Origin of the sequence: Castellaniella sp. (genome assembly GCF_034675845.1) — a bacterium.
Taxonomy (GTDB): domain Bacteria; phylum Pseudomonadota; class Gammaproteobacteria; order Burkholderiales; family Burkholderiaceae_B; genus Castellaniella.
Genome location: NZ_JAUCCU010000001.1, coordinates 1,046,905 through 1,073,456 on the forward strand (window position 1 = coordinate 1,046,905; position 26,552 = coordinate 1,073,456).

Annotated in this window: 21 protein-coding genes, 1 tRNA gene and 1 pseudogene; 12 read left to right on the forward strand and 11 right to left on the reverse strand. The window is 61.0% G+C overall.

Annotation, left to right across the window (positions count from 1 at the left end; translation table 11 throughout):
* Window positions 1-4 precede the first annotated feature (4 nt).
* From VDP81_RS05065 to apbC, 6 genes and pseudogenes are all read right to left on the reverse strand, one after another.
* The gene (locus VDP81_RS05065) at window positions 5-1,321 is read right to left on the reverse strand and encodes an aminoacetone oxidase family FAD-binding enzyme (RefSeq protein ID WP_322996733.1); all 1,317 of its coding nucleotides are present in this window, start codon (window positions 1,319-1,321) and stop codon (window positions 5-7) included.
* Between the two features lie 7 nt (window positions 1,322-1,328).
* A complete protein-coding gene (locus VDP81_RS05070; protein ID WP_323011719.1) occupies window positions 1,329-3,590 on the reverse strand; it encodes an arginine/lysine/ornithine decarboxylase in 2,262 nt (753 codons plus the stop codon).
* A gap of 88 nt (window positions 3,591-3,678) precedes the next feature.
* Window positions 3,679-4,245 carry a dCTP deaminase gene (gene dcd, locus VDP81_RS05075; RefSeq protein ID WP_323011720.1) on the reverse strand — a complete coding sequence of 189 codons (567 nt, stop codon included), beginning with the start codon at window positions 4,243-4,245 and terminating at the stop codon, window positions 3,679-3,681.
* A gap of 93 nt (window positions 4,246-4,338) precedes the next feature.
* Window positions 4,339-7,860 (reverse strand): translocation/assembly module TamB domain-containing protein, encoded by a 3,522-nt coding sequence (locus tag VDP81_RS05080; RefSeq protein WP_323011721.1) that lies wholly within the window; start codon window positions 7,858-7,860, stop codon window positions 4,339-4,341.
* Window positions 7,861-7,868: 8 nt separating this feature from the next.
* Window positions 7,869-9,663, reverse strand: a pseudogene (locus tag VDP81_RS05085) (autotransporter assembly complex protein TamA).
* A 50-nt stretch (window positions 9,664-9,713) separates the two neighbouring features.
* Window positions 9,714-10,799 carry an iron-sulfur cluster carrier protein ApbC gene (gene apbC / locus VDP81_RS05095; protein WP_323011724.1) on the reverse strand — a complete coding sequence of 362 codons (1,086 nt, stop codon included), beginning with the start codon at window positions 10,797-10,799 and terminating at the stop codon, window positions 9,714-9,716.
* Between the two features lie 127 nt (window positions 10,800-10,926).
* On the opposite strand from apbC, the gene VDP81_RS05100 reads away from it, so the two are divergent.
* On the forward strand, window positions 10,927-11,190 hold the full coding sequence (locus VDP81_RS05100; protein ID WP_322996728.1) for a hypothetical protein: 264 nt from the start codon (window positions 10,927-10,929) through the stop codon (window positions 11,188-11,190).
* Between the two features lie 107 nt (window positions 11,191-11,297).
* Complete coding sequence (gene metG / locus VDP81_RS05105; protein ID WP_323011725.1) at window positions 11,298-13,367, forward strand: methionine--tRNA ligase; 2,070 nt, start codon at window positions 11,298-11,300, stop codon at window positions 13,365-13,367.
* Here the strand turns inward: metG and kch are convergent.
* Window positions 13,361-14,569 (reverse strand): voltage-gated potassium channel protein, encoded by a 1,209-nt coding sequence (gene kch, locus VDP81_RS05110; RefSeq protein ID WP_323011726.1) that lies wholly within the window; start codon window positions 14,567-14,569, stop codon window positions 13,361-13,363. The two genes, metG and kch, sit on opposite strands and share 7 nt — an antisense overlap.
* A 78-nt stretch (window positions 14,570-14,647) precedes the next feature.
* On the opposite strand from kch, the gene VDP81_RS05115 reads away from it, so the two are divergent.
* Window positions 14,648-15,541, forward strand: a complete 894-nt coding sequence (locus VDP81_RS05115; RefSeq protein ID WP_323011727.1) for a cation diffusion facilitator family transporter — start codon at window positions 14,648-14,650, stop codon at window positions 15,539-15,541.
* A 3-nt stretch (window positions 15,542-15,544) separates the two neighbouring features.
* Here the strand turns inward: VDP81_RS05115 and cadR are convergent, their stop codons facing one another.
* Window positions 15,545-15,973, reverse strand: coding sequence for a Cd(II)/Pb(II)-responsive transcriptional regulator (gene cadR / locus VDP81_RS05120; protein ID WP_322996724.1), 429 nt, complete (start codon window positions 15,971-15,973; stop codon window positions 15,545-15,547).
* Between the two features lie 89 nt (window positions 15,974-16,062).
* Between cadR and VDP81_RS05125 the strand changes: the two genes are divergently transcribed.
* Window positions 16,063-18,306, forward strand: coding sequence for a heavy metal translocating P-type ATPase (locus tag VDP81_RS05125; protein WP_323011728.1), 2,244 nt, complete (start codon window positions 16,063-16,065; stop codon window positions 18,304-18,306).
* A gap of 42 nt (window positions 18,307-18,348) precedes the next feature.
* Here the strand turns inward: VDP81_RS05125 and VDP81_RS05130 are convergent, their stop codons facing one another.
* Window positions 18,349-18,846: an META domain-containing protein gene (locus VDP81_RS05130; RefSeq protein WP_323011729.1), complete on the reverse strand. Its 498-nt coding sequence runs from the start codon at window positions 18,844-18,846 to the stop codon at window positions 18,349-18,351.
* Between the two features lie 175 nt (window positions 18,847-19,021).
* Between VDP81_RS05130 and VDP81_RS05135 the strand changes: the two genes are divergently transcribed.
* Both VDP81_RS05135 and VDP81_RS05140 read left to right on the forward strand, forming a co-directional pair.
* Window positions 19,022-19,702 (forward strand): DNA-3-methyladenine glycosylase I, encoded by a 681-nt coding sequence (locus VDP81_RS05135; protein WP_323011730.1) that lies wholly within the window; start codon window positions 19,022-19,024, stop codon window positions 19,700-19,702.
* Between the two features lie 33 nt (window positions 19,703-19,735).
* Window positions 19,736-20,482: a transporter substrate-binding domain-containing protein gene (locus tag VDP81_RS05140; RefSeq protein ID WP_323011731.1), complete on the forward strand. Its 747-nt coding sequence runs from the start codon at window positions 19,736-19,738 to the stop codon at window positions 20,480-20,482.
* A 55-nt stretch (window positions 20,483-20,537) separates the two neighbouring features.
* Here VDP81_RS05140 and VDP81_RS05145 read toward each other — a convergent pair.
* Window positions 20,538-20,611: transfer RNA gene (locus tag VDP81_RS05145), tRNA-Gly, on the reverse strand.
* An 85-nt stretch (window positions 20,612-20,696) separates the two neighbouring features.
* Here VDP81_RS05145 and trmB point away from each other — a divergent pair.
* From trmB to thiS, 3 genes are read left to right on the forward strand one after another with little or no spacing between them, the layout of a single operon-like run.
* Window positions 20,697-21,449, forward strand: a complete 753-nt coding sequence (trmB, locus tag VDP81_RS05150; protein WP_323011732.1) for a tRNA (guanosine(46)-N7)-methyltransferase TrmB — start codon at window positions 20,697-20,699, stop codon at window positions 21,447-21,449.
* Entirely contained in the window at window positions 21,446-22,381 is a 936-nt protein-coding gene (pip, locus tag VDP81_RS05155) for a prolyl aminopeptidase (RefSeq protein WP_323011733.1), read from the forward strand. Before trmB ends, pip begins: the two co-directional genes overlap by 4 nt.
* Window positions 22,382-22,399: 18 nt before the next feature.
* Complete coding sequence (gene thiS / locus VDP81_RS05160; protein ID WP_323012393.1) at window positions 22,400-22,600, forward strand: sulfur carrier protein ThiS; 201 nt, start codon at window positions 22,400-22,402, stop codon at window positions 22,598-22,600.
* 200 nt (window positions 22,601-22,800) lie between these two features.
* Here the strand turns inward: thiS and ffh are convergent, their stop codons facing one another.
* Entirely contained in the window at window positions 22,801-24,216 is a 1,416-nt protein-coding gene (gene ffh / locus VDP81_RS05165; protein WP_323011734.1) for a signal recognition particle protein, read from the reverse strand.
* A 93-nt stretch (window positions 24,217-24,309) separates the two neighbouring features.
* On the opposite strand from ffh, the gene VDP81_RS05170 reads away from it, so the two are divergent.
* Genes VDP81_RS05170 through ampD form a run of 3 tightly spaced genes read left to right on the forward strand, consistent with a single transcriptional unit; the run spans window position 24,310 to window position 25,995 of the window.
* Window positions 24,310-25,161: a cytochrome C assembly family protein gene (locus VDP81_RS05170; RefSeq protein ID WP_322996715.1), complete on the forward strand. Its 852-nt coding sequence runs from the start codon at window positions 24,310-24,312 to the stop codon at window positions 25,159-25,161.
* A complete protein-coding gene (locus VDP81_RS05175; RefSeq protein WP_322996714.1) occupies window positions 25,154-25,402 on the forward strand; it encodes a PP0621 family protein in 249 nt (82 codons plus the stop codon). The genes VDP81_RS05170 and VDP81_RS05175 overlap by 8 nt, the downstream gene beginning before the upstream one ends.
* Complete coding sequence (ampD, locus tag VDP81_RS05180; RefSeq protein WP_323011735.1) at window positions 25,399-25,995, forward strand: 1,6-anhydro-N-acetylmuramyl-L-alanine amidase AmpD; 597 nt, start codon at window positions 25,399-25,401, stop codon at window positions 25,993-25,995. Before VDP81_RS05175 ends, ampD begins: the two co-directional genes overlap by 4 nt.
* The last annotated feature ends 557 nt before the right edge of the window (window positions 25,996-26,552 follow it).

A 26,552-nucleotide genomic window follows, 5' to 3' on the forward strand; every position in this document is an offset into this window, starting at 1 on the left:
GATTCTAGCGCGGCTGCAAGGCCCGGCCACAGGCCACGCCTGAGGCCCAGGCCCACTGAAAGTTATAACCGCCCAGCCAGCCCGTGACATCAACGGCTTCGCCAATGATGTGCAGACCGGGACAACGGTGCGCCTGCAGGCTGCGCTGATCCAGTTCGTCGGTATCGACCCCGCCGCGCATGACTTCGGCCTTTTTATAACCCGCCGTGCCGGTGGGATACAGCGCCCAGCCATGAATGGCGTCAGCCAATGCCTGCAGACGGCGATCCGGCAGATCGGCCAGCCGCAAGGCGGCCTCGTCGCCCAGCCAGGACTCTGCCAACCGCCGCGGCCAGTGCGCAGCCAAGGTGCTCAACAAGGTCTGGCGACTGCCTGTTTTGGCGGCAATCAGGTGACGAGCCAGCGCCTGATCAGGGGCCAGATCGATGTGGATGGGATCACCCGGCTGCCAATAGCTGGAGATCTGCAGAATCCCCGGACCCGACAGGCCGCGATGGGTAAACAGCAGGTCTTCCAGGAACTCGGCGCGGGCGGCGGCACGCACACGCTTGCGCACGGTGCGCGGCGCGCGGCCCACCGGCTTGCCATCCACCGAGGCGGACAAGGCTGGATCGTTCTGCATGGACTGCGCGGCGGTCGCCGGTAAGCGTGGCTCGTGCGACAAGCGAACCTCCAGCGCCATCCCGGCCAAAGCCGCGTAGGGCTGCCACTGCGTCGCATCAAAGGTCAGGGGTACCAAGGCAGGCCGGGGCTCGATGATGCGCAAGCCGAACTGACGGGCAATACGCAGGCTGAAATCCGTGGCTCCCAACTGAGGAATAGCCATGCCGCCGGTGGCCAGCACCAACTGGATGGCCCGAATTGGCCCGGCATCCGTGTCCAGCACAAAACCAGAGCCCTGGTGAGCCACGGACTGTACCTGACACGGCATACGCCAACTGACCTGCCCGGTCTGACACTCGCGGCGCAAGAGTTCGATGATGGCTTCGCTGGAGTCGTCGCAAAACAACTGTCCCCGATGCTTTTCATGCCAGGCCACCTTATGCTGACGCAACAGATCCAGAAAATCCTGCGGCCCATAGGCACGCAGCGCCGAACGGCAAAAATCGGGATTGCGCGACAGAAACTGCGCCGGGCTGGTGCCCAGGTTGGTGAAATTACACCGTCCGCCGCCGGAAATACGGATTTTCTCGGCCAAGCGCCGGGCGTGATCCAACAGCACCACCCGCAGGCCGCGCTGGCCGGCCACGGCGGCAGCCATCATGCCGGCCGCCCCCGCGCCGACAATGGCCACATCAAAATCCGTGTCGGTACGCGCCATGAATGATTTAGTTTTCGCGGATGCAATCGACGTAATAATGGCGCTGGCCGTGGTCGCCGGTCTCGTAGGCCAGACCATGCACGTCGGTCTCAAAGCCCGGGAATTGCAGATTGAATTCGCGGGTAAAGGCCAGATAATCGACGATATCGCGATTAAAGCGCTCGCCGGGGATCAAGAGCGGAATACCGGGCGGATAAGGGGTCAGCAGCACCCCGGTCACGCGGCCTTCAAGCTGATCCACCGGCACACGCTCGACCTCGCGGTGAGCCATGCGGGCATAGGCATCGGCCGGCCGCATGGCGGGCACCATGTCGCTCAGGTATACACGGGTCGTCAGGCGGGCGAAATCATAACGACGATAGGCTTCATGGATTTCCTGGCAAAGATCGCGCAGACCCATGTGCTCGTAGCGTTTATGCGCCCGGTAGAATTCCGGCAGCACGCGCCACAGGGGCTGGTTGCGGTCGTAGTCGTCCTTGAACTGCTGCAAGGCGGTCAGCAGTGTATTCCAGCGGCCTTTGGTAATGCCGATGGTAAACAGGATGAAAAAAGAGTACAGGCCGGTTTTTTCGACCACCACCCCGTGTTCGACCAGATAACGCGACACCAGGGCGGCAGGAATGCCGGAATCCGCAAACGTGCCGGAGATATCCAGGCCCGGCGTCACCACCGTGGCCTTGATCGGGTCCAGCATATTGAAGCCATCGGCCAGATCACCGAAGCCGTGCCATTCGTCGCCGGATGCCAATAACCAGTCATCGCGATTGCCGATGCCTTCGGACACCAGGCGGTTCGGTCCCCAGACCTTGAACCACCAGTCGTTCTTGCCGAACTCGGATTCGACCTTGCGCATGGCGCGACGGAAATCCAGGGCTTCGCGGATGGACTCCTCGACCAGGGCGGTGCCGCCGGGGGGCTCCATCATGGCGGCCGCCACATCGCAGGACGCAATAATGGCGTACTGCGGCGAGGTGGACGTATGCATCAGGAATGCTTCGTTGAAGATATTGCGATCGAGCTTACGGGATTCGGAGTCCTGCACCACGATCTGCGAGGCCTGCGACAGACCCGCCAGCAGCTTATGGGTGGAGTGCGTGGCATACACCATGGTGTCATGGCTGCGCGGCCGGTTGGGGCCGATGGCGTGCATGTCTTCGTAGAACGTATGGAATGCCGCATGCGGCAGCCAGGCTTCGTCAAAGTGCAGCGTATCGATTTCCGAACCCAGTTTTTCCTTGATCATTTCCACGTTGTAAATGACGCCATCGTAGGTGCTTTGCGTCAACGACAGGATACGCGGACGCTGATTGACGGCTTCGCGGGCAAAGGGATTGGCCTCGATTTTCTTGCGGATGTTTTCGGGATCGAACTCTTCCAAAGGGATCGGCCCGATGATGCCCAGGTGGTTGCGCGTGGGGCGCAGAAACACCGGGATGGCACCCGTCATGGTGATGGCATGCAAAATGGATTTATGGCAGTTGCGGTCCACCACCACCACGTCACCCGACGCCACATTGGCATGCCAGACGATTTTATTGGAGGTAGACGTGCCGTTGGTGACGAAAAAGCAGTGGTCCGCATGAAAAATACGGGCGGCATTGCGCTCGGACTCTGCCACCGGGCCGGTGTGATCCAGCAGTTGGCCCAGCTCTTCCACGGCATTGCAGACATCGGCGCGCAGCATGTTTTCACCGAAAAACTGGTGGAACATCTGCCCGACCGGGCTTTTCAAAAAAGCCACCCCGCCCGAATGCCCTGGGCAATGCCAGGAATACGAGCCATCCGAGGCGTATTCCAGCAGTTCGCGGAAAAACGGCGGTGCCAGGCTGTCCAGATAGGCGCGTGCCTCGCGGATGATGTGGCGCGCCACGAATTCGGGGGTGTCCTCGAACATATGGATGAAGCCATGGAGTTCGCGCAGGATATCGTTCGGGATATGCTGCGAGGTACGCGTCTCGCCATAGAGATAAATGGGGATGTCTTCGTTGCGAAACCGCAACTCACCGATGAAGGTGCGCAGGTTCTTGATGGCGTTGGCCACATCCTCGGGGGAATCCTCATCGAATTCTTCATCGTCGATGGACAGAATAAAGGCGCTGGCGCGGCTTTGCTGCTGCGCAAACGAGCTGAGATCCCCGTAGCTGGTTACCCCCAGCACCTCGACGCCCTCGGCCTCGATGGCCGAAGCCAGGGCGCGAATGCCGAACCCCGACGCATTTTCGGAACGATAGTCTTCGTCGATGATGACGATGGGAAAACGAAATTTCATGGCTGTCACCGTCGGGGCTGACCATGCAGCCCCCTATCCCCGGCAGGCATCCTGAAACCAGGCCGGGATTGTGTCTGTGTTCAGGACACTAAGTACGAGGCAAGGTGACCCCTTGCTGACCCTGGTATTTTCCGTCCCGATCCGCATAAGAAGTCTCGCAGACCTCGTCGCTCTCGAAGAACAGCATCTGGGCGCAGCCTTCGCCGGCGTAGATCTTGGCCGGCAAGGGGGTGGTGTTGGAGAATTCAAGCGTCACATGGCCTTCCCATTCGGGTTCCAGCGGGGTGACGTTGACGATAATGCCACAGCGAGCGTAGGTGCTCTTGCCCAGGCAGATGGTCAGCACCGAACGGGGAATACGGAAATATTCAACCGTGCGTGCCAAAGCAAACGAATTAGGCGGAATGATACAGACATCGCCCTCGAAGTCCACGAAAGAACCCGCATCAAAGGCTTTTGGGTCGACAATGGACGAATTGATGTTGGTAAAAATCTTGAATTCCCGCGCGCAACGGACATCATAGCCATAGCTGCTGGTGCCATAACTGACGATCTTCTGCCCATCGACCGAGCGCACCTGGCCGGCCTCGAAGGGCTCTATCATGCCGGATTCCTGCGCCTGACGGCGAATCCAGCGGTCGTTCTTGATGCTCATGGCCATCCTTGATTCGTGATTGCCGTATTTTAGAAGAAAACCCCGGCGCGTCGATGCTGCCGTCCGGCACAACGGCGCTGAGCGCAAAAATCATCAATCCATGGAAAACCAGCGATACACCAGCGCCAGCCCGCTGACAGTGCCAACCGTCATTTCCGCCCGCAAGCCGCGCATCAATCGATAGCTGAGACGGGCCACGGTTCCGGTCTGGGACAATGCCTGTTCCAGGCTGACCTTGAGGTCCTGGCTCAGGGTTTTGCTGGCCATGACAAAGCGCTGCTCGATGGGACTGACACCGCTGTCCAGGCCGCTGACCACGCTCTGGACCGGCAAGATACTGCCCGTACTGCCAAGTTCACCAGAACGGAGGCTGAGCTCATCGAGGCCAAAGCGCCTGTAAAAAGGTTCGCCATCCGCCAAAAACGAGCTGCCGACGGAAAACAGCAACGACATATCCGCCCCGCCCTCGTCGGGCCCATGCCCCAGCAGCAGCCAGGTCAGCTTTTCAGTTTCGCTGACCTCGGGAACCGAGATCAGGTCAATGCGCGGGCGCCGCGCCGTACCGACCACCTGCACCCCGGCCTGGACGGCAACATTGGTGCGCAAAGCCTGAATATCCAGGGTTGGATTGCTGATGTCGCCCTGGAAGGTAATGGTGCCACGACGCAGCTGCAGGTGCTGGCCATAGGCATCAATGGCCCCACCGCGCGTGCGCAAGGCTCCCAAGGCGGTCAGCTTATCATCATGCAGCCGCAGATCCAGGCTGCCCACCAAACCCGAATCCAGTCCATAGCCGGTCAGGTAAAACCGTGGCCCCAGGTCGACCGTCAGGGCAACCTCCATATTCAGAGGAGGCGAGGCATCGGTTTCGACCTGCTTCTGACCAGGTTTCAGCACCACCACATCGCTATCCAAAGAGGGGATATTGTTCAGCATATCCAGATCGAACCAGCCAGCATCCGCGACGATTTTTCCTGTCAGGTCCACCCGTGGCAAGGCAGCGCTGATCCGCAAGTCGCCGCTGATCATGGCGTAGCGGTCGGCTCGTTGTAAGATCGGATAACGATGAAATTCAATATTGACGAGGCCATCGTTGGCGCCCAGATCCCACTGGCCGCCCAGATCCAGGTAGCCATCCTGAGCATCCGGATTTTCAGCCACCCAGGTGGCTGTGCGCCATTCTTTGGGGGTCACCCGGCGCACCGCCGGGAAACGCAGATGGTCCAGCACCAGGTTCATGCCCTCGAAATGCGCCTGCAAGGTGCCATCCAGCAGGCGCACGCCCTCGTCGACCATCATGAAACGCATGCCTTCGCCACGCACCGGCCCCGTCAACAGCCACTGGCCATCGGGACGGCTGCGGCCCTGAACATCGGCGTGCACCGTGCCGCCAACCTCCAGCGCCCCGCCCAACAGCAGATTGACCCATGCCAGGTCTTCGGATTCAGCCACCAGATGCACACGTTTTTCGTCCTGGGCGCGCAACCCCAATGTGCCATCGGGGGAGACATGAACGGGCGATTCAGCCTGTATCCGCAGACTGCCCATTTTCTGGGTGCCGACCTGCAGGTCCAGCAGCGCACGACTGAGCGTATCGCTGCCGGGCTTCAGCGTGAGGTCCAGCTGCGCGGCCTTCAGGCCCAACTCGATGGGCACGTCGCCCGGCACAACCAGATCCCCATCCAGACGCTGCAGTCGGATATTGCCGCTGAGGGCCGGATTGCGCAGCACATGCCAATCCAACGCCAGCGTCAGGCGGCTGTCGCGCGCCTGGGCGGACAGCGCTGTCTGCACCCCACCCTGGCGCTGCTCCGCCTTTTGCCCCAGCCAAGCCTGAATCCGCTGGATGCGCTCTGGGGTAATCAGCAAAGGATCGATACGGCCCTGAGTCTCCCAGTGTCCAGCCTGGCCGCTGGAAGCCCGATGCTGTACCTGCAGCAAGGCCTGGCCATCCAGTTGCAGGTCAACGAGGCCCCGGCCTACTTGCCAGCCCCCCGCCGCATCGAACTGCAGCGGCACATTGCCTTGGGTATCCAGCTGAACCCCTGCGTGCCGGCCCTGCAGACGGGTCACAGCCCCTTGCCAGCCATGCTCTGCCGACCAGCCACCCAGCAAGGCCAGATCCAGATCGATGGGGGCCTGCCCAGGTTCGGTGAGCTGTTCATCCGCAGGCACATAACGAGCCTGAAGCTTGATCTGCTGCTTTGCCAGCGCCCCCTGAAGGTCCAGGGTGACCCGCCCGCCGCCCGGAATATCAGGCCACAAGACATCCAGGGCGGGCAGCGTGGCCTGCAACGCCAGCGCCGTCTTATCCACAGAGAGCTGGCCGTCGAGCCGGATCTGATTGGCGCCCATATCCAGCGCGACCTGCAAGTCCTGAGCGCGAATCCCGAACAAATCGGTCAATGGGTCCTGCCCGTCCAGCAAGGGTCCTTGGGCACGCGACAAATGCGCAAGCCGTACATGACCGGCCAGGGGATGTCCATTCCAGCGGCTGGGTGTATTGATGTCCAGTTGCAGGCCCAGGTCCTGCAACTGATGGGTCGGTGTCAAGCGGGCCTGGATCTGTCCCTGAAAATCCAGCAAGGTCGCGCCGATGGTCGGCGGCAACCAGGGATTCAACGACAGGTGCCGCATGGCCCAGCTGGCCTGCAAGGGGCGCAAACCATCCGGGCCGGGAGCCCCTGGCTGTATCTGCAGGGACAGGCCCGCCTGGTCCGGCAAGGTCAAATCCAGCGTGGTCTGACCCAAGGGAAAGGCCTGAGCAGGCAGAATCCTGGCATCGGCCTGCAAGGACATGCCTTCGCCCTGCCCCTGCGCCTGCAACTGAAAAACATCGGGCGTGCCTGCCAAGCGTACATCCAGGTCGATACGGCAAGCTTGGGAAGCTGCGGGCCTGATCGCCTGACGGTCGGTGGCCGGCCATTGCTGGCTCAGGCAGACAGGGGACTGCGCGCCGCGTCCCAGCGCCGTGCCATGTAGATTGACCTCAAAAGGCCAGGGCGCCGCCAGGCCGCGCAAGGCCACATTGCCATTGAGCGTCAGCAAAGTATTGTCATACGCCATCTGCAGCTGATCCAGCGTCACCGCAGCGGTGTCGGCATCCAGCGTCAAGGCGGTGGACACAGACAACACGTCGACAGGAAGCTGCGCTGCGCCGTGCAAGCCCAGGCCACCCAGCGACAAGCGATCCACCCGCAGGCTGACGGGTAGCGACGGCATGCTAAAGGATTCGGCGGGCGCGGCATCCGAGGCGACGCCAGGCCGTACGGTAATATCCACCCGCACCGCTGATAAGTCGTTGATGTGCAAGCGGCGGTTCAGGAGTTCGTGCCACAGCACCTTCAGGTGCAGCCCAGTGACCCGCACGTCGGCATCCGGCAGGGACAGGCTAAGGCCCTGCACATACAGCCCGCGACGAATCGTGCCGTTGACCCCCTGGACCTGGCCGTCGAACTGCGCAACCGCCGTCTGCAACAGCCAGCGCGTGCCTGCCGTGCTGGCCACGCACCACCAGGCAAATCCTAGCACCAGCGCCAGGGCCAGCACCAGAGGGGGCAGCCCCCACAGACTAAAACGCCGCAAGCCACGGCCGAGGCGACTCAGCCAGGACACGCGTCTGCTCAAAATGCGATGCCCATGGAAAACTGCAGCCGCAAACGACTGTCTTTCTGAGCCCAGGCCAGATCCACGCTGAAGGGGCCGGCAGGCGTACGCACGGCCAGACCCACCCCATAGCCCAGATGCCAGTCAAACTGGCTGAAAGAGGGAGCTGCATCACCCGCGTCAATAAACACATTACCCCCCAGCATCTCGGTAAAGTAATGAGTGTATTCCAGACTGACCACCCCCAGCGTCGGCGCGCCGACTACTGCGCCGCTGCGCTGCAGGCCGATGCTTTGATAGCGATAGCCGCGAATCGTGCGCGACCCCCCGGTGCGCCAGGAAAAATCCTGCGGCAGCCGATCCGTGTCGGACCAGACCTTGCCGATTTCACCGCGCAAGGTCAGCACATCCAGATCGCCAATAGGCCACCATTGCTGGACACGCAGGCTACTGCGATAAAAAGGCTGCCCATCGTCCAGCGTGGTCCCTAGGCCGACGCCGAACTCAATCAGATTGCCCTCGCGCGGATCGTATTTTGCGTCCACGTCCCGGCGCAGCCATTGCCAGGTCATGGCCCAACTGGGAACCTCGTAGCGATACGCGCCTTCGGTGCGGTTTTTGTCATAGGACACCAGGGCGGCCAGGGCGGTTTCATAATCCACCCGGCTATTGCCCGCTGCCTGGCGCTGCTGAACACGCTTCCAGCCAATCGCGGCACGACTGGTCTGCAAGCCCTCGATGTCGGATTGATCGTAGAGCAAGCCAAAACTGTCACGATAGTTATCGAGGGTCGGCGGCAGGTGTACATCAAAAAACGCACGCTGACGATTGATGTCCACCCCGGCCCCGGTTTCGATCCAGACCGGCAAGCCATAGACCACATTCTGGCGGTACAGGCCCTCGACCCGGATGCCGTGATCGCTATCCGCCCCCAGGGACGCACTGGCATAACGGGCGGGGGCCTCGGTGACTTGCACCCGCACCGGCAGGGTGACCGGCGCAACACCCGCCGCTGCCGACGCAGGGACGCTATCAGCATCGGCCAAGGTGACAAACGCCCCCCGGAAAAAGGCCGTGGACTGCAAGGCCTGCTGCCAGTCCTCAAGCTGAGTCCGATCATAGGGGTCGCCGGGCTCGTAGCGCACATAGCGACGGATCAAGGACTCGGGCACACGTTTCAGGCCGATGATCTGTAAATCGCCAAAACGCACGGGGGGACCGCTATCGACCGTCACAGATAAATCAGCCTGCGAGTCCTGCGGGTCCACCACTGCCCGCGTAGGGTTCAGCCGGGAAAAATAAAAATCCTGCTGCGCCACCGCATCCTGCAAATCGGATTTGGCCGTGGACCAGTCATCGTTGATAAAAGGCATGCCCGGCTTCAGCAGCCAGCTATCACGCAAAGCCTGGCGGCGGGCGACATAGTCCTGACCCGCCAGCGCACCCCGAAAAGACAAGCCCAGATGCCGCACCCGGGCACGCGTACCCGGATCAATGGTGATATCCCAGTACTCGCCCCCCCCCCGGGGCGTCGGGCGTGACGTCCAGCACGACCTTGGCCGCGAAATAGCCCTGCGTCTGCAAGGCCGCCTGGACGGCATCCCAGGCACGGCGGCGCAGGCGCGAGACTTCACGCACGTCCTGATCCTCCGCAAGGCGGGTAATGGCCCCGACGGCGTCCGTGATGGATCGCAGTACCTTAGGGGGCGCACCGCCCGGATCGATAATGACCTGGGGCACGACAGCCTGGGCCGGATGCCCAAAAAACAAAGCCAGCAAAAAAACACCGCACAGGCCACAACGGATACCCATGTCGGCCTGGATGCCGCGAAGCCAGACAGGTTTGCTCTGCCTGCCCAGCATCAGGTGCTGCGCGCCACGACCCGGGGCCGGACACCGGAGTCGTCCAGTGGCTGGCCCGCCACATGAATGGCCAACTGGCGGGCAATCTGATGATAGAGCCCGGCCGCCTTGCCCTGGGGCGAGGCCACCACGCTAGGCCGCCCAGAGTCGGTTTCCTGGCGGATATCGAGTTGCAGCGGCAAGGCCCCCAACCAGGGCAGATGATAGGTAGTTGCCAACTGGCGACCGCCGTCCTGTCCAAAAATAGGCTCTATGTGTCCGCAATTCGAGCACACATGCACGGACATGTTTTCCACGATGCCCAGCACCGGTACGTCCACTTTCTGGAACATGATGAGGCCCTTACGGGCATCGGCCAAGGCCAGATCCTGGGGGGTTGTGACGATGATTGCACCCGTCAACGGGACTTTTTGGGCCATGGTGAGGGCGATATCGCCCGTGCCGGGCGGCATGTCCACAATCAAATAATCCAGGTCATCCCACTGGGTCAGCGATAATAGCTGAGTCAGCGCCTGGGTGACCATGGGGCCGCGCCAGATGGCCGGGCCGTCGTCATCCATCAAAAACCCGATGGAATTGGCCTGCAGGCCATGGCCGATCATGGGTTCCATGCTCTTGCCATCAGTGCTTTTGGGCTTGCCCGACAGGCCCAGCATAATGGGTACGCTGGGGCCATAGATATCGGCATCCAGCAGACCGACCCGCGCCCCTTGGGCGTGCAGCGCCAGGGCCAGGTTGACTGATGTGGTGCTCTTGCCCACGCCGCCCTTGCCCGACGCCACTGCGATGATGTTGCGCACGGAATCCAGCGGCCGCAGGCCGCGCTGCACCGCATGGGTAGCGATCCTGGACTGGAAGCTCAGCGCCCCTATTGGTGCCGGGATAGCAGCCAGCGCGGACTCGATCACCTGACGCAGCGCGGACTCGCCATTGAATATGGGATAGCCCAGGGTTACAGTGATATCAAAGGCCGCCCCAGCTGGCGTGATCTGCAGCGCGGATTCGGTGACCGCCAGTGTCTTGCGGGTATCCGGGTTGATGACTCGCGACAAGGCGGTGCGGATGTCCTGGAGGATGGTGCTCATGAAATATCCGGATGAAAACAATCGAAACCACAAGCATAGCGGATTCCCCTGGAAATCTGCGGATTGACCCCAATATGGACACAAGCACATCCATGAAACTTTTTCCGGCCACAGAGGTCCCATCGCCATGAAAATCATTCAACAAGCCCTGCGCGCCGCCCTGTTCCTGGTGCTTGCCTTCTTTGGCCTGATCATGGCCATCATCTTCATGGCATCCACGCTATTGGCCATCGGCGTACTGTATATCGTGGCCCGGCTGCAAGGTCGGCCCTTTGGCGTCAAGGCCTACTGGGCCGAGCGCCGCCGCCCGCCCATGCCTACCCGGTCCGGCCAGACAAGCCCGGCCCGCCCCCAGGACGTCACAGACATCGAGATGCGCGAAATCCCCTGAATGCACCAACAGCCTGCCAAGTAACAACAGGCACCCGGACCGCAGGGACCAGCAGAGTGCCACTAGACTGCTAGAATCAATCTCTTTTGATCTCTCGGCTATTTTCCATGTCGCGCACGATATTCGTCACCACTGCCCTGCCCTACGCCAACGGTTCTTTTCATATCGGCCACATCATGGAGTACATCCAGGCGGATACCTGGGTGCGGACCATGCGGATGGCGGGCCATACCGTGCACTTCGTCGGGGCCGATGACGCCCACGGCGCACCCATCATGCTCAAGGCCGAAGCCGAAGGCATCACGCCGCAGGCCCTGGTGGCACGCTACGCCAGCGAACGCCCGAAATACCTGAATGGCTTTCACATCCGCTTCGACCACTGGCATTGCACGGATTCGCCGGAAAACATCCAACTGTCCCAGGATATCTACCGCGCCTTGAAATCCGCCGGCTTCATCGACAGCCGCGAGATCGAGCAATTCTACGATCCTGTGAAGGGCATGTTCCTGCCCGATCGTTACATCAAGGGCGAATGTCCCCGCTGTCATGCCAAGGACCAATACGGTGACGCCTGCGAAGTCTGCAGCGCGGTCTACAGCCCCACCGAGCTGATCGAGCCTTATTCCACGCTGACCAATGCGCGGCCCGTGCTGCGCAGTTCAGAACACTTTTTCTTTCGCCTGTCCGATCCGCGCTGTGTGGCTTTTTTGCAGGAATGGACCACCAGCCAACAAACTGACGGCAGCCCGCGCCTGCAGCCCGAGGTCCTGGGCAAAACCCGCGAATGGCTGGGCACCACCGAAGGCGAGCCCGCCAATCTGGCGGACTGGGACATTTCCCGCGACGAGCCCTATTTCGGCATCCCCATCCCGGACGCCCCCGGTAAATACTTCTATGTCTGGCTGGATGCTCCGGTGGGCTACCTGGCCTCGCTACAGGCCTACTGCCAGACCCAAGGTCTGGACTACAATGCTTTGCTGGACCCGGATGGCAAGACCGAACAGGTGCACTTCATCGGCAAAGACATCGTCTATTTTCACGCCTTGTTCTGGCCCGCCATGCTGAAGTTCTCCGGGCGCAAAACCCCGGATATGCTGCACGTCCACGGCTTCATCACGGTCAGCGGCGAGAAAATGTCCAAAAGTCGCGGCACAGGGATTTCACCGCTGCGCTATCTGGATATCGGCATGGACGCCGAATGGATGCGCTATTACATCGCCGCTAAACTTAACGCCCACGTCGAAGACCTGGACTTCAATCCCGATGACTTCGTGGCCCGCGTCAACAGCGACCTGATCGGCAAATACGTCAATATCGCCAGCCGTGCCGCCACCTTCATCACCCGGCACTTCGATGGCGCCCTGGCCTACGCGGGCGACACGGACGCCCTGCGCACCGAGCTGCAGTCCTGCGCCCAGCAGGTCCAGGCCGACTTCGAGGCGCGTGAGTATGGCCGCGCCATTCGCCGCATCATGGCCCAGGCCGACAAGATCAACCAGGCTTTCGATACCGCCCAGCCCTGGGTCCTGGCCAAAGGCATCGCCCAGGCCGATGACGCCCAGAAAACAGCGCTGCAGGATATCTGCTCGCGGGCGCTGGCCGGGTTCCAGGCTTTGTCGGTCATGTTGACGCCTGTGCTGCCTGCCCTGACCGACCGCGTCGCTCGCGAATTATTCGGCCGCCAGCAGGCCTACGTATGGGCGGATGCGAGTGACTTGCCCGGGCATATCAATGCCTTCAAGCACCTGATGCAGCGGGTCGATCCGGCTCAGCTGGACGCCTTGTTCGAAACCCCCGAAGAACCCGCCTGCGTGCCGGGCGGCGAGCCCATTGCCGAGACCATCGACATCAAGGACTTCGCCCGCATCGACCTGCGCATTGCGCGCATCGTGGAATGCACGGCGGTGGATGGGTCGGACAAGCTGCTGCGCCTGTCGCTGGACGTCGGCGAAGGCCGCCTGCGCCAGGTGTTTTCCGGCATCAAATCCATGTATCAGCCCGAAGACCTGACCGGCAAGCTGACGGTGGTGGTGGCCAATCTGGCCCCGCGCAAGATGCGCTTTGGCGTCTCCGAGGGCATGGTGCTGGCCGCCAGCCACGCCGACGAAGCATCCCAGCCCGGCATCTATGTGCTGGAACCCTGGGAAGGCGCCCAGCCCGGCATGCGGATTCACTGATCCGGCGTTTTCTCGCCAAACAGCAGGCGCGTGATCAAAGCTTCGTCGATGGTCTCGCCGCTGAGGGTACGCGCCAGAATCTCGCTGCCCAGCGCCTGCAGAGAAATCACAATATCCGGATTAACCATCCGGATCTTGGCCAGATGCACGGGCGAATTCACCAGGGCAACCAGCTTGGTGTCGGGGCCGCCGGCCTCGCGCCCCGCCATGATGATGAAAGCGTTTTCGGCATCATCATGGCGCAGCGCCAAAATATACCGCGCCTGTTTAGCCCCGGCCTGCAGCAGCGTGTCCGTATCGGACGCATCGCCTTCCAGCACATCGGCACCCGCAGGATAAGGGTGACCATCGACGGACGGCAAAATCACCGTGACATCATGCCCACGATGCAACAGGGCCTCGTGCAGGCTTTGCGCCAAAGGGCCGCTACCGGCCAGAATAATGTGGTTTTTGCGCATGGTATGCGAGATCCTCCCGTGCATCAGCCGCTGAATATTACCCCCCACCAAGGGCCCCACCACCGCACTGATCGAGGTGGCAAACACCGTAATCCCCAAAATAATGATGGACACCGAGAACATCCGGGCGGCATCGGTCTGCGGACTGATGTCACCGTAGCCGACGGTAGACATGGACACGATAGAAAAATAAAAAGCGGTTAGGGGATCGTGGATAGGCGGGGAAAATTCGGCCCCCAGATACAACACGCCAAAAACCGCATACACCAGCAGGCTGAATACGCTGAGAACGGCGAACAGACTGCCGGCAGTCAGGCTGGCGCGATTGAAATGCCGCCAATAGGCGACCAGCACCACCACCAAGAAGATGGTGTAGGCCAGCAGCACCGTATGCGTCTGCCCCTGCCACCATGAAAAAACCGCCACACCGGCCAGCAGCAGCAGGCTGATGACCCAGGCAATGCGCGCCCGATACAGCAGGCCTACCGCCATCACCTGGATACCCAGCCCCAGCATCAGCGGCATCATCTTCTGGATACCGCCGGCCTCCAGAAAGGCGGCGACTGTGGCCCCGTCACGCACCTGCAGCGCCTGTAACAGACCCTGCTGTCGAATCAACTGCCACAGGGGTTCCAGAAACAGATACCCATCCACCGCCACCAACACCGCGATCAGCCAATGCCAGGGAAACTGACGCATCAGGCGCAGGCGATGTGTCGCCAGAGGTGAAAAACGAAGCCGCATCCAGGGTGATCCTGTATGTCCGATAAGCCTGTCAGTGTACTGCACGGATTTCAGAGAGACGCCCGTATACTGACGCGTATGTCTTCCCCATCGAACCATCCCCCTGAGACCCCCGAACGCCAGCAAGCCGCCAAACGCAGCACCTGGGTCAGTGTCTGGGTCAACCTGATCCTGACCGCTGTCCAACTGGTGATCGGCGTATTTGCCCAGTCCCAAGCCCTGGTGGCTGACGCCATCCACTCGCTGTCCGACCTGGTGTCCGACGGCATCGTACTGTTTGCCAACAAGCACAGCGCCAAGGCCCCGGATGCCGGCCATCCTTATGGCCACCTGCGCTTTGAAAATGCCGCCACCCTGGGGATCGGCCTGATCCTGATCGCGGTGGGTCTGGGCATGCTGTGGCGCAGCTTCGAACGCCTGCAGGCGCCTGAACTTATCCCCGTGGTGCACCCCATTGCGCTTTTGGTCGCGCTGCTGGCCATATTGTCCAAAGAGCTCTTGTTTCGATATATGCTGCGCGTCGCCCGGCGTGTGCGCTCCACCATGCTAGTGGCCAATGCCTGGCACGCCCGATCAGATGCAGCGTCATCCCTAGTCGTGGCCCTGGGGATCGGCGCCAACCTGGCCGGGCTGCCCTTGGCAGACCCCCTGGCAGCCCTGATCGTGGGCCTGATGATTACCCGCATGGGCTGGAAGTTTTCCTGGCAGGCCTTTAATGACCTGGTGGACCGGGCCGCCGACAGCGATACCGAACAAGCCATCCGCGAGCGCCTTCTGGGCACGCCGGGCGTGCGCGGCATCCACGATCTGCGCACCCGCAAGATGGGCGACATGATCTGGGTAGAAGTGGATATCGAAATGGATGGCCAGCTAACGATTGAAGCCGGTCACGCGATTGCGGTGGACGCCCGTGAACGGGTCATGGCCGACCTGCCGGTGCTGGATGTGATGACGCACTTTGATCCGGTGTGATGGCTAAAGATGCGTGCTGTGCAACGGTTTTTCAGCCGTTTCCATCTGGCTGAGGCCCCGCACAATCCCGCAGTCATCCACCGCCTGTTCAGCCGGACACTGTTCGCGCAGGCCGATCAACTGGCGGCGTAAGTCCTGAAGTTCCTGCAAGCGCACCTGCACATGGGCGATATGCTCGTCCAGCAGGTGGTTGATGTTGCCGCAATCCCGGGCGGGATGGTCGACCATGGCCAGCAGGGCGCGGATTTCGTCGTGGGCCATGTCCAGGGTTCGGCAGTTGCGGATAAAACGCAGGCGTTCCAGGTGGGCCGGGCCATAGTGTCGGTAATTACTGTCTGTGCGCCCAGGGGCGGGCAGCAAGCCGGTTTTTTCATAGAACCGGATAGTTTCTGTGGAGCAGTGGGCCGCGCGGGCCAGTTCGCCGATTTTCATCAGATTCTTCCTGTGAATCAAGGCTTGACCTTGAAGCAGCTACAAGGTTTCTACTGTCATCATCATAGAACACCTGATGGATGATCACCATGCCTCATCAGCACGAAGAACATACTGAACACGCGCACTGCTGTCACAGCAGCAAGCCTGCCGATGCCACCTCATCACCTACTGCACTGGCCTCGACTACGGTTTCGGGGGAAAACCTGCGCACCCAGTTGCGCATCCTGCAAATGGACTGCCCCACCGAGGCCGAGCTGATCAAGCAGGCACTGGGGCGTCTGCCTCAGGTAAAAACCCTGGAATTCAACCTGATGCAACGCGTGCTGACGGTTGTTCACGCGCCGGACGCCTTGGATGCGATTTTGCAAGCGATCCGCAATCTGGGCTTTACGCCCGAACAGGCCACCGATGAGGCCGCCCCCGTCCAGCCCCCCCCAAAACCCTGGTGGCCGCTGATTGCCGCCGGGGTGGCCGCCCTGCTGGCAGAAGCCGCACACTGGCTGGATACCCCCTGGTTCATCCCTGCCACCCTGGCAGCCCTGGCGGTGCTGGGCGCTGGCCTGGGCACTTACCGCAAGGGCTGGACCGCAATCCGCCATGGACAGCTGAACATCAATGCCCTGATGAGCATTGCCGTCACCGGCGCCCTGCTGCTGGGCCAATGGGCCGAAGCCGCCATGGTGATGGTGCTGTATGAACTGGCCGAACGCATCGAGGCCTTATCCCTGGACCGCGCCCGCAATGCCATCCAGGGCCTGATGCAGTTGACCCCGGACCAGGCCAGCGTACGCCAGAGCGATGGGCAATGGCTGGAGATGCCCGCCACCCGCGTGGCGGTGGGTGCCTTGGTGCGCGCCCGACCAGGTGAACGCATCGCCCTGGATGGGGAAATCCTGGCAGGCCGGTCCACCATCGACCAATCGCCCATCACCGGCGAAAGCCTGCCCATCGACAAGACCCCCGGCGACCCGGTCTATGCCGGCACCATCAACGGCGCTGGCACGCTGGAATACGAAGTCACCAGTGCGGCAGGCGAATCCACGCTGGCGCGCATCATTCGCGCCATCGAATCAGCGCAGTCCGCCCGCGCACCCACGCAGCGTTTCGTTGATCGCTTTGCCCGTGTATACACACCGCTGGTCGTGCTGCTGGCCCTGATCATCGCCGTTGCGCCACCCTTGTTCGGCCTGGGTGGTTGGTACGAGTGGATCTACAAGGCCCTGGTGCTGCTGGTGATTGCCTGCCCCTGCGCCCTGGTGATCTCCACACCGGTGACCATCGTCAGCGGCCTGGCTGCCGCCGCCCGGCACGGGGTGCTGGTCAAAGGCGGGGCGCACCTGGAGCAAGGCCGATTGTTGCGCTGGCTTGCGCTGGACAAGACCGGCACCGTCACGCACGGGCGTCCTGTCCTGACCGATCAAATCATCCTGAATGCTCAGAACCCTGAGGCTATTCACGCCCTGGCCACCCGCCTGGCCAGTCACTCGGATCATCCGGTTTCGCGGGCGGTGGCCCAGGGCCTCACGGCTTTGACCGGCGACCCCGTCGACGATGCCCACGTTACACAACAAGAACAGATCAGAGACTTTGAGGTCCTGCTCGGGCGCGGCACTCAGGGCTGGTTGGGCGATACCCGCTATCAATTGGGCAATCATCGCCTGATTCACGAACAAGGCCTGTGTTCCCCCGCGCTGGAATCCCAACTGGAGACCCTGGAGCGACAAGGCAAGACCGTGGTGATGCTGACCGACGAACAGCAAGTGCTGGCTCTGTACGCCGTGGCCGATACGGTCAAGCCCGAGAGCGCCGCCGCCATCCAGGCATTGCATAATCAGGGCGTGCGCACCATTATCTTGTCGGGCGACAACCCCCATACGGTGGCTGCCATCGCCGCGCAGGTGGGCATAGACCGCGCCGAAGGCAATCTGCTGCCCGAGGACAAGCTACAGACAATTGCCCAGCTGACGGCCAATGACACGGTCGTGGGCATGGTGGGCGACGGCATCAACGATGCCCCCGCGCTGGCACGGGCGAATATCGGCTTTGCCATGGGCGCCATGGGCACCGACGCCGCCATTGAAACCGCAGATGTGGCCCTGATGGATGATGACCTGCGAAAAATCCCCTGGTTCATCGGCCTGTCGCGCGCCACGCACCGGATTTTGCTGCAGAACATTGCCCTGGCCCTGATCATCAAGGCGGTCTTTCTGATCCTGACCGTGATCGGCCTGGGCACCATGTGGATGGCGGTCTTTGCCGACGTGGGGGCCAGCCTGCTGGTGGTGGCCAATGGGCTGCGGCTGCTGCGACACCCAAAGGTCAGTATCTGACCCATGCATCATGGGACGGGGTGGCGATCAGCCGCCCCGGTTTTATTTGACCGAGGCAGGCTTGCCTTCCAGGGTCAGCACATCGCCACCCGCCGTGGTCAGCACCAGCACCGGCGTCCGGGCGTCGCCCAGCAGGCCGGCTGCCAGATCGCCCTTCAGGTGCAGCGCCACGGCCTGGTCCAGCTCCATCAGCGCTGAGTCACAAGCCATCATGGTCGAGGCCAGGCCCTTGAGCTGCAAAGCACCCGCTTTCAGGACGTAGCCGCCGAACTGGGTATTACAGCCCCCCCGGACAGAAATGGACTGATCGGAAAATGCCAGATACAGCGCGGCATTCACGCCAGTCTGCAAGGCGGGAATATCCCGCCCTCGAGCGTCTTCGGCCTTGACCAGATACCAGTGATAGGCTGACAAAGTGGTGGCATTCAGACTAGGGCTGGTCATGACGGCAGTGCCTGGGGCAGAAGAAGAAACAGGGGCAATCTGGGCGCAAGCCCCCAGCAACAAGGACAAGGCACTGACAACAAGGATTTTTTTCATGGAATAAGACATCAAAAACCGACGAACGACCTGGCATGAACATCCTGCATGCAGCCAAACCGCGAATTGAGAAAAGCAGGCAGAAAATCAGTATATTGCATTCAATGGGCCCACGTACCTGGGCCAAGACAGGCCCCGGCACGCGACCGGCAAGAAAAATCAGGGCAAAGAGAATATGGATCTGACTTATCAATGGCTGTATGACACCGTGCGCAAGCGTTTTGATTCCGAACAGGCCATGGAATCCTTTCTGCCCCAGGTGCTGACGGCGGAACAGCTGCAACACAAAACGGATGACCGCTATCTGTCTGCCATGACACTAAGGGTATTTCAAGCAGGCATGCAGCACACCGTCGTCGAGGCCAAATGGCCTGCCTTCGAGGAAGCTTTTTCAGGTTTCCAGCCGGAGGCCATGGTGTTGCTGGATGACGAGGACATCCAGCAACACATGCAGGACCCACGCATCATCCGCCATCTGGTCAAGCTGCAAAGCATCCCTAAAAACGCCCGCTTCATTCTGGATATCCGCCAAGATCGAGGCAGCTTCGGGGCCTTTATCGCCAACTGGCCTGATACAGATACGATTGGCCTGTGGCGTCTGCTGGGCCAGCGCGGCGCCCGCCTGGGAGGGCGTTCGGCGGCTGGATTTCTGCGCCTGGCGGGCAAGGATACTTTTTTCCTGACCAGCCACGTGGTAGAGCGCCTGGTGACTGCAGGCATTATTGCCCGTACACCCACCAGCCAGCGCGACCTGCAAACTGTGCAAAACACTTTCAACGCCTTGCAGCAGGAATCCGGCAGGCCGCTGTGTCAGCTGTCATCCATGCTGGCTCTCAGCATTCATCCGGCGTTCTGACACCTGACTACTGAACACAACAAGAGGCACACGATGCACATCACCGAAATCGAAGCACGCGAACTGGCACCCAACGGCATTTTGCGGGCCGCCATCAACACGGGCAATGCCGTCCTGGCGCGCCGTGAACCGGCGCCGGTCGGCGCATCCGGGGTTTCCGTGGACCTGGCGCAGCACCTGGCACAACAAGCCGGGCTTGCCCTGGAACTCGTGATCTACGCCACGGCACGCGACTCCGTCCAGGGGGTGAAGAATGGTGCCGCAGACTTCGGGTTTTTCGCCATCGACCCAAAACGCGGCCAGGATATTGCGTTCACCGCCCCCTATGTGCTGATCGAAGGCAGCTATCTGGTGGCCGAAGCATCGCCCATCCAGGATATCGCCGAAGTCGATCAACCCACGCACACCGTCGTGGTCGGGCAAGGCAGCGCCTATGATTTGTTCCTGACGCGCGAACTGAAGCAAGCCACCATTGCCCGCGCTGCAACCTCACCTGCGGTGGTCGATACCTTTCTGCAATCGGGCGCCGATGTCGCCGCCGGCGTGCGCCAGCAGTTGGAAGCAGACGCGCAGCGCCTGGGCGGCTTGCGCCTGTTGCCCGGCCATTTCATGCTGATCCGCCAGGCAATGGGGGTGTCTCACAACCGAGGGCCGCGCGTGGCGGCACTGCTGTCCCGCTTTCTGGAAGACGCCAAGGCAAGCGGATTCGTCGCCGAGGCCATCGCCCGCCACCGCATCCCCGGGGTTGCGGTGGCGTCGGCGGCAAACACATTGGCGTGACAGCGCCAAAAAAGAAAAGCCCAGGCCTGATGGGGTCTGAGCTTTTCTTGAATCCTGGAGCGGGTGATGGGAATCGAACCCACGACGCGAGCTTGGGAAGCTAGAGTTTTACCATTAAACTACACCCGCATCAGCGCAATGAACTGATGTGTAAGGATTTATGGGTAAAATCAGATACCACAGACATCCTTGAAGCCCTGTAGTTTACCTTATTTTGAATCAGCCTAAGCCCCCCCCACCCATTGTCACGGCGCAAGAGCCTTCCGGCAGCACGCACATCCGCAGCTTTGTCCATCGCCGCGCCCACATCACTCCCAGCCAGGAACAAGCCATTGCCAGTTGGCTGCCCCGCTGGGCGATCACCTATCAGAATCATCTGCTGGACCTGGAGGCCGCTTTTGGCCGCCAAGCGCCTACGATTCTGGAGATCGGCTTTGGCATGGGCGAGACCACCCAGCAAATTGCTCAGGCCCGGCCTGACGATAATTTCCTGGGGGTAGAGGTCTTTAACGCCGGGGTGGGTGCCCTGCTGAAGCGTATTCACGAACACGAACTGGACAATATCCGCATCATTCAGCACGACGCCGTCGAAGTGCTGCGCGACATGATCGCGCCAAACACCTTGGCGGGTGCGCATATTTATTTCCCTGACCCCTGGCCCAAGAACCGCCACCATAAGCGCCGCCTGATCCAACCCGCATTCATCCAGTTGCTGGCCAGCCGGCTGGCGCCCGGTGCTTATATCCACTGCGCGACAGACTGGGAACACTATGCCCAGCAAATGCTGGAGGTATTGTCGGCAGAACCCGGACTGCAGAACACCTGCACGGATTATGCCCCTCGTCCGGACTATCGTCCCCTGACCAAGTTCGAAAACCGGGGCCTGCGCCTGGGGCACGGGGTCTGGGACCTGATCTTCACGCGTCGCCCCCAGGGGGACGACGCTCATGACACAAAGGCAGATTGATGTATCCAGAAATCCAACCATACGCCCAGGGCTACCTGGATGCCGGCCAGGGCCACCGTGTGTACTGGGAATTATGCGGTAATCCTCAAGGCACGCCTGCCGTATTCCTGCATGGCGGGCCAGGCGCCGGATGCTCTACGGCACACCGGCGGGTATTCGATCCCAGCCGCTACAACGTCCTGCTGTTTGATCAACGCGGCTGTGGCCGTTCCACCCCATCGGCCTATCTGGAACACAATACGACCTGGGACCTGGTCGCCGATATTGAGCGCCTGCGCACCGAAGTGCTGCAGGCCGATCAGTTGGTGGTATTTGGCGGATCCTGGGGGTCCACCCTGGCGCTGGCCTATGCGCAAACCCATCCAGCCCGGGTACGCGCCTTGATTGTGCGCGGTATTTTTCTGCTGCGCCAGGCCGAATTACGCTGGTTCTACCAAGAAGGCGCGTCATGGCTGTTTCCCGATATCTGGGAAGGCTACCTGGCCCCGATCCCAGAAGCCGAGCGCCACGATCTGATCGCCGCCTACCACCGCCGACTGACCGGCGACGATCCCCAGGTCCAGCTACAGGCCGCCCATGCCTGGACCCAATGGGAAAGCCACACCATCAGCCTGCTGCCCAACCCCCAGCACATCCAAGCCCATGCAGCCGACCAAGCCGCCCTGGCCTTTGCCCGCATCGAAAACCATTATTTCGTGAACAAAGGCTTCATGGAAGAAGGCCAGCTGTTACGCGACGCCCACAAACTGGCCAATATTCCCGGCGTGATCGTACAAGGCCGCTATGACGCCTGCACCCCGGCAAAATCCGCCTGGGAACTGCACCGCGCCTGGCCCCAGGCCGAATTCCATATGATCCCCGATGCGGGCCACGCCTTCGATGAACCCGGCATCCTGAAGCAGCTATTGGCCGCTACCGACCATTTTGCCTAAGCGAGATCCATCATGAGCCTGAGCATCCATTTGAATGGCCAAGCCACGACCCTGGACAATGTGCAAACAGTACAGGACTTGATCACCCACCTGGGCTATCAGGACAAGCGCATCGCCGTAGAACGCAACGGCGACATCGTGCCCCGCAGCCAACACGCCACCACCCAACTGGCCGACCAAGACCACCTGGAAATAGTCATCGCCGTGGGGGGTGGATAAATCCGGACATATGACAGCCCCTGCGGGCTGTCATATGTCCGGATTTATCGGAGCGCCTTGCAAGGCGCGAGGTGGGCGAGATTGGACACGGCATAGTCCCCTGCGGACTATGCCGTGCCTATCGAATCGAAGCGGCCTGCAGGCCGCGCCGTGGAGAGATGCCACAATCCAAAACAAGCCCCTGCGGACTGCTGCTTGCGTTACTTCAACCCGCCGCGCCCCAACCCGGCCAGCCCTTTCATGCCCCCCATGGCGCGCATCATTTTCGCCATGCCGCCTTTTTTCATTTGCTTCATCATCCCCTGCATCTGCTCGAATTGCTTGAGCAGGCGGTTGACCTCCTGAACCGGCACGCCGGAGCCCGCCGCAATGCGGCGCTTGCGCGAAGCCTTGATCAGATCGGGTTTGGCGCGTTCCTGGGGGGTCATGGAATTAAGGATGCCTTCGGTGCGGGCCAGCTGCTTTTCAGCCTGACCGCCCTGCACCTGGGACGCCGCCTGGGCAAACTGAGCAGGCAGCTTTTCCAGCAAAGACCCCATATCGCCTAGTTTTTTGACCTGTTGCAACTGATCGCGAAAATCGTTCAAGTCGAATCGGTCGCCGGATTTCAGGCGGGCTGCAAGCTTTTGCGCCTCGGCGACATCGATATTTTTCTGAGCCTGCTCGACCAGCGAAATAATATCGCCCATGCCCAGAATCCGCTGGGCCATGCGCTCGGGGTGAAAAGGCTCCAGGCCATCCAGTTTTTCAGAAACCCCGACGAACTTCAGGGGCTTGCCGGTGATCTGGCGCACCGACAGGGCCGCACCACCCCGGGCATCGCCATCGAGCTTCGTCATGACCACCCCGGTCAGGGGCAAGGCATCGGAAAACGCACGGGCGACATTGACCGCATCCTGACCCTGCATGGCATCGACCACGAACAGCGTCTCGATGGGATTCAACAACTGATGCAGAGTGCGGATCTCGTCCATCATGGCCTGATCGATCCCCAGGCGACCCGCCGTATCGACGATCAGCACATCATAATGATGACGTTTGGCGTGATCCAGCGCGTCACGGGCAATATCCTGAGGCTTTTGCTCTGTGGTGGTCGGCAGGAAATCCACCCCGACCTGAGCCGCCACGGTTTTCAACTGCTCGATGGCCGCCGGGCGGTAGACGTCGGCACTGACCACCAGGACTTTTTTGCGGCTGGTCTTGCGGCCATGCTGGACATGATTGCCCTCGGCCAGCCATTTGGCCAATTTACCGGTGGTGGTGGTTTTCCCCGCGCCTTGCAGGCCCGCCATCAAAATGACGGCTGGGGGCTGGGCAGCCAAGGACAGCTCGCCGGCCTCTGGGCCCAGGTCGCCACCCATCAGGCTGGTCAGTTCCTTATGCACCAACCCCACCAAGGCCTGGCCGGGATTCAGGCTGTCGGCAACATCCTGACCCAGGGCTGCGGTCTTCACCCGAGCCACGAATTCACGCACCACGGGCAAGGCAACGTCGGCCTCCAGCAAGGCCAGACGCACCTCGCGCAGCATTTCCTGCGTGTTGGCCTCGGTCAGGCGCGCCTCGCCGCGCATCGTCTTGACGATGCGTGACAGACGAGAAGTCAGGTTATCAAGCATGGGGGATTTTCCGTAAAACTGGTTGATCTGCCGGGCAGCGCATAAAATGGAAGTTTTTGGGGCGCACACCGTGCGCCGGACACCGACAGGACTATGTCAGTCAGCATTGTATTTCACTTGCTTGCCGCGCTGGCTTATGCCGTGCTGGGCTTGGCGCTATGGCGCCCAATCATACACACCCAGGCGGTGCGTCCCAGCAGCGCCATTGGCCGCAGCTGCCTGCTGGGCGCCATCGCCTTGCAGGGTATCGCCCTGGCCACAGCCATTATCGTCCCCACAGGCCTGTTTCTAGGCTGGGCCTTGGCCCTGTCCACTGCCATGTGGCTGGGCATGCTGGTCTTCTGGGCCGAGAATCTGCTGCGGCGCCTGGATAGCCTGCTGCTGATCCTGCTGCCGGCTGCCGCCCTGATCAGCCTGTTGGCCGCCCTCTTTCCATCCGGCCACCTGGTGCCGCACGCCAACAACGACTGGCTGCGCATCCATTTGTTGATCGCCATGATGGCCTACGGCCTGATGACCGTGGCGGCCCTGCATGCCATGCTGATGACGGTATTGGACCGACACCTGCATCGCCCCATCGAGACCGAGGCCCAGCAAGGCCTGCTGGGGCGCAGCATGGACGCCATGCCGCCGCTGCTGACCTTGGAACAACTGCTGTTCCGCCTGATCGGCATTGGTTTTCTGGTGCTGACGCTGACTGTCATCACAGGAATTTTTGTCTCGCTACGCATCAGCGGGCAGGCATTGCCCATGGATCATAAGACCGTCTTCACGCTATTGTCCTGGGCGATTTTCGGTATTCTGTTGGCCGGTCGACGTATCCAGGGCTGGCGCGGGCGCACCGCCTTGCGCTGGACACTGACCGGCTTCGCATTTTTACTGCTGTCCTATACAGGCAGCCGTTTTGTTCTGGAAGTCATCCTCCAAAGAGGCACACTTGGGTAAATTTCTGCTGTGGGCGATCATTATTTTGGCCGTCCTGATTGTTTCACGCGTACTCAGCCACCAAAAGGCCCAGGCCCGTCAGGCAGCCAACCGACGCCAGGAAGCCGTTGCCCGCGACGCGGCAGAGGCCATGGTGCGCTGCGCCCATTGCCAGATTTTCCTGCCCAGATCCGAGGCCTACATGAGCCAGGGAAAAACCTGGTGCAGCGCAGATCATGCGCGGCTGGGGCTGAGAAGATGACAGCGGCGGAGCCGTTTGCCGATAATCCAGCAGACGCCGCCTTTGATCTGACGATCCAGCCAGACGGCTGGCTGCCCCTGCAAGCCGGGGTACTGCATCACCCATCCCCCAACCACGACCAGCGGCCAAACAGCGAAGACCCCTATCTGCTGGTGATACACAACATCAGCCTGCCCCCCGGCGTGTTCCAGGGGGATGCCATCATCGATTTCTTTCAGAATCGATTGGACCTTAGCGCCGACCCCTGGTTTGAGAACATCCGCGACCTGCGGGTATCCGCCCATTTCCTGATTCGCCGCGATGGCGTGATCGTGCAGTTCGTGCCGACGCTGCTACGGGCCTGGCATGCGGGCATATCGTCCTTTGAAGGCCGCGAACGGTGCAATGATTTTTCCATCGGCATCGAGCTGGAAGGCACGGATACCTTGGCGTACACGGATGCGCAATATGCGCGATTAGGTGCGCTGGCGGCGGCGATCCGGGTGCGGCATCCGATCCGTGCCGTGCAGGGGCACGAGCATATTGCGCCGGGTAGGAAGACTGATCCGGGGTTGGCGTTTGATTGGAAACGGTTTGGGCAAGGCCAAAACTGAAAACCGGGTGCCTTACACTTCCTCTACAAAAGCACTTTCTAGCAATATCTAACAGTATATAGCCTTGTATATCATGGAATAGATATACATGACTATAAGCCCTTATCAAGAATCATTCGCTGCTCGCGGGAAAATCCTGAACTCATCATATGACATACTACGATGAAGCTGTATTACGCATGTCATTTTGAACATCCGCCAAGAGAGGAGCATCGTGGAAATCCAAATAATCGCATCAGAGTTACTGGCTGAGGCTGTTAAACGGCACATTGGCTAGTCTGTCCGACCACGTGATCGAGGTGCAGATGGCGCTCCAGTATCGAGCGTTTGAGCTGTATGGATGGTATCCAGAAGAGGTGACGAGGCCCGTGAAACCCGACTTCTATCCCTCAAAATGGCGGGAGCCGCAACCAGACACCGTAAAGGTGAGGGAACCCCGTATGGCCTCTGCGCCCTCACGATCCACAAGCAGGCAGCCGACTCACGAAAATCATCGAGAACTCAGAGACCGGATTGTCAACTGGTCTCACAAACCAGCTTTGAACGTGCACAAAATT

What these genes read in the sequence shown, in the direction of transcription:
- VDP81_RS05125 (WP_323011728.1), top strand. Translation starts at nt 16,063, where the DNA reads ATGCCTCATCAGCACGAAGAACATACTGAACACGCGCACTGCTGTCAC.
- VDP81_RS05070 (WP_323011719.1), bottom strand. Translation starts at nt 3,590, where the DNA reads ATGAAATTTCGTTTTCCCATCGTCATCATCGACGAAGACTATCGTTCC.
- VDP81_RS05130 (WP_323011729.1), bottom strand. Translation starts at nt 18,846, where the DNA reads ATGAAAAAAATCCTTGTTGTCAGTGCCTTGTCCTTGTTGCTGGGGGCT.
- ffh (WP_323011734.1), bottom strand. Translation starts at nt 24,216, where the DNA reads ATGCTTGATAACCTGACTTCTCGTCTGTCACGCATCGTCAAGACGATG.
- apbC (WP_323011724.1), bottom strand. Translation starts at nt 10,799, where the DNA reads ATGAGCACCATCCTCCAGGACATCCGCACCGCCTTGTCGCGAGTCATC.
- dcd (WP_323011720.1), bottom strand. Translation starts at nt 4,245, where the DNA reads ATGAGCATCAAGAACGACCGCTGGATTCGCCGTCAGGCGCAGGAATCC.
- cadR (WP_322996724.1), bottom strand. Translation starts at nt 15,973, where the DNA reads ATGAAAATCGGCGAACTGGCCCGCGCGGCCCACTGCTCCACAGAAACT.
- metG (WP_323011725.1), top strand. Translation starts at nt 11,298, where the DNA reads ATGTCGCGCACGATATTCGTCACCACTGCCCTGCCCTACGCCAACGGT.
- VDP81_RS05065 (WP_322996733.1), bottom strand. Translation starts at nt 1,321, where the DNA reads ATGGCGCGTACCGACACGGATTTTGATGTGGCCATTGTCGGCGCGGGG.
- VDP81_RS05170 (WP_322996715.1), top strand. Translation starts at nt 24,310, where the DNA reads ATGTCAGTCAGCATTGTATTTCACTTGCTTGCCGCGCTGGCTTATGCC.
- VDP81_RS05140 (WP_323011731.1), top strand. Translation starts at nt 19,736, where the DNA reads ATGCACATCACCGAAATCGAAGCACGCGAACTGGCACCCAACGGCATT.
- ampD (WP_323011735.1), top strand. Translation starts at nt 25,399, where the DNA reads ATGACAGCGGCGGAGCCGTTTGCCGATAATCCAGCAGACGCCGCCTTT.
- kch (WP_323011726.1), bottom strand. Translation starts at nt 14,569, where the DNA reads ATGCGGCTTCGTTTTTCACCTCTGGCGACACATCGCCTGCGCCTGATG.
- VDP81_RS05115 (WP_323011727.1), top strand. Translation starts at nt 14,648, where the DNA reads ATGTCTTCCCCATCGAACCATCCCCCTGAGACCCCCGAACGCCAGCAA.
- VDP81_RS05135 (WP_323011730.1), top strand. Translation starts at nt 19,022, where the DNA reads ATGGATCTGACTTATCAATGGCTGTATGACACCGTGCGCAAGCGTTTT.
- VDP81_RS05100 (WP_322996728.1), top strand. Translation starts at nt 10,927, where the DNA reads ATGAAAATCATTCAACAAGCCCTGCGCGCCGCCCTGTTCCTGGTGCTT.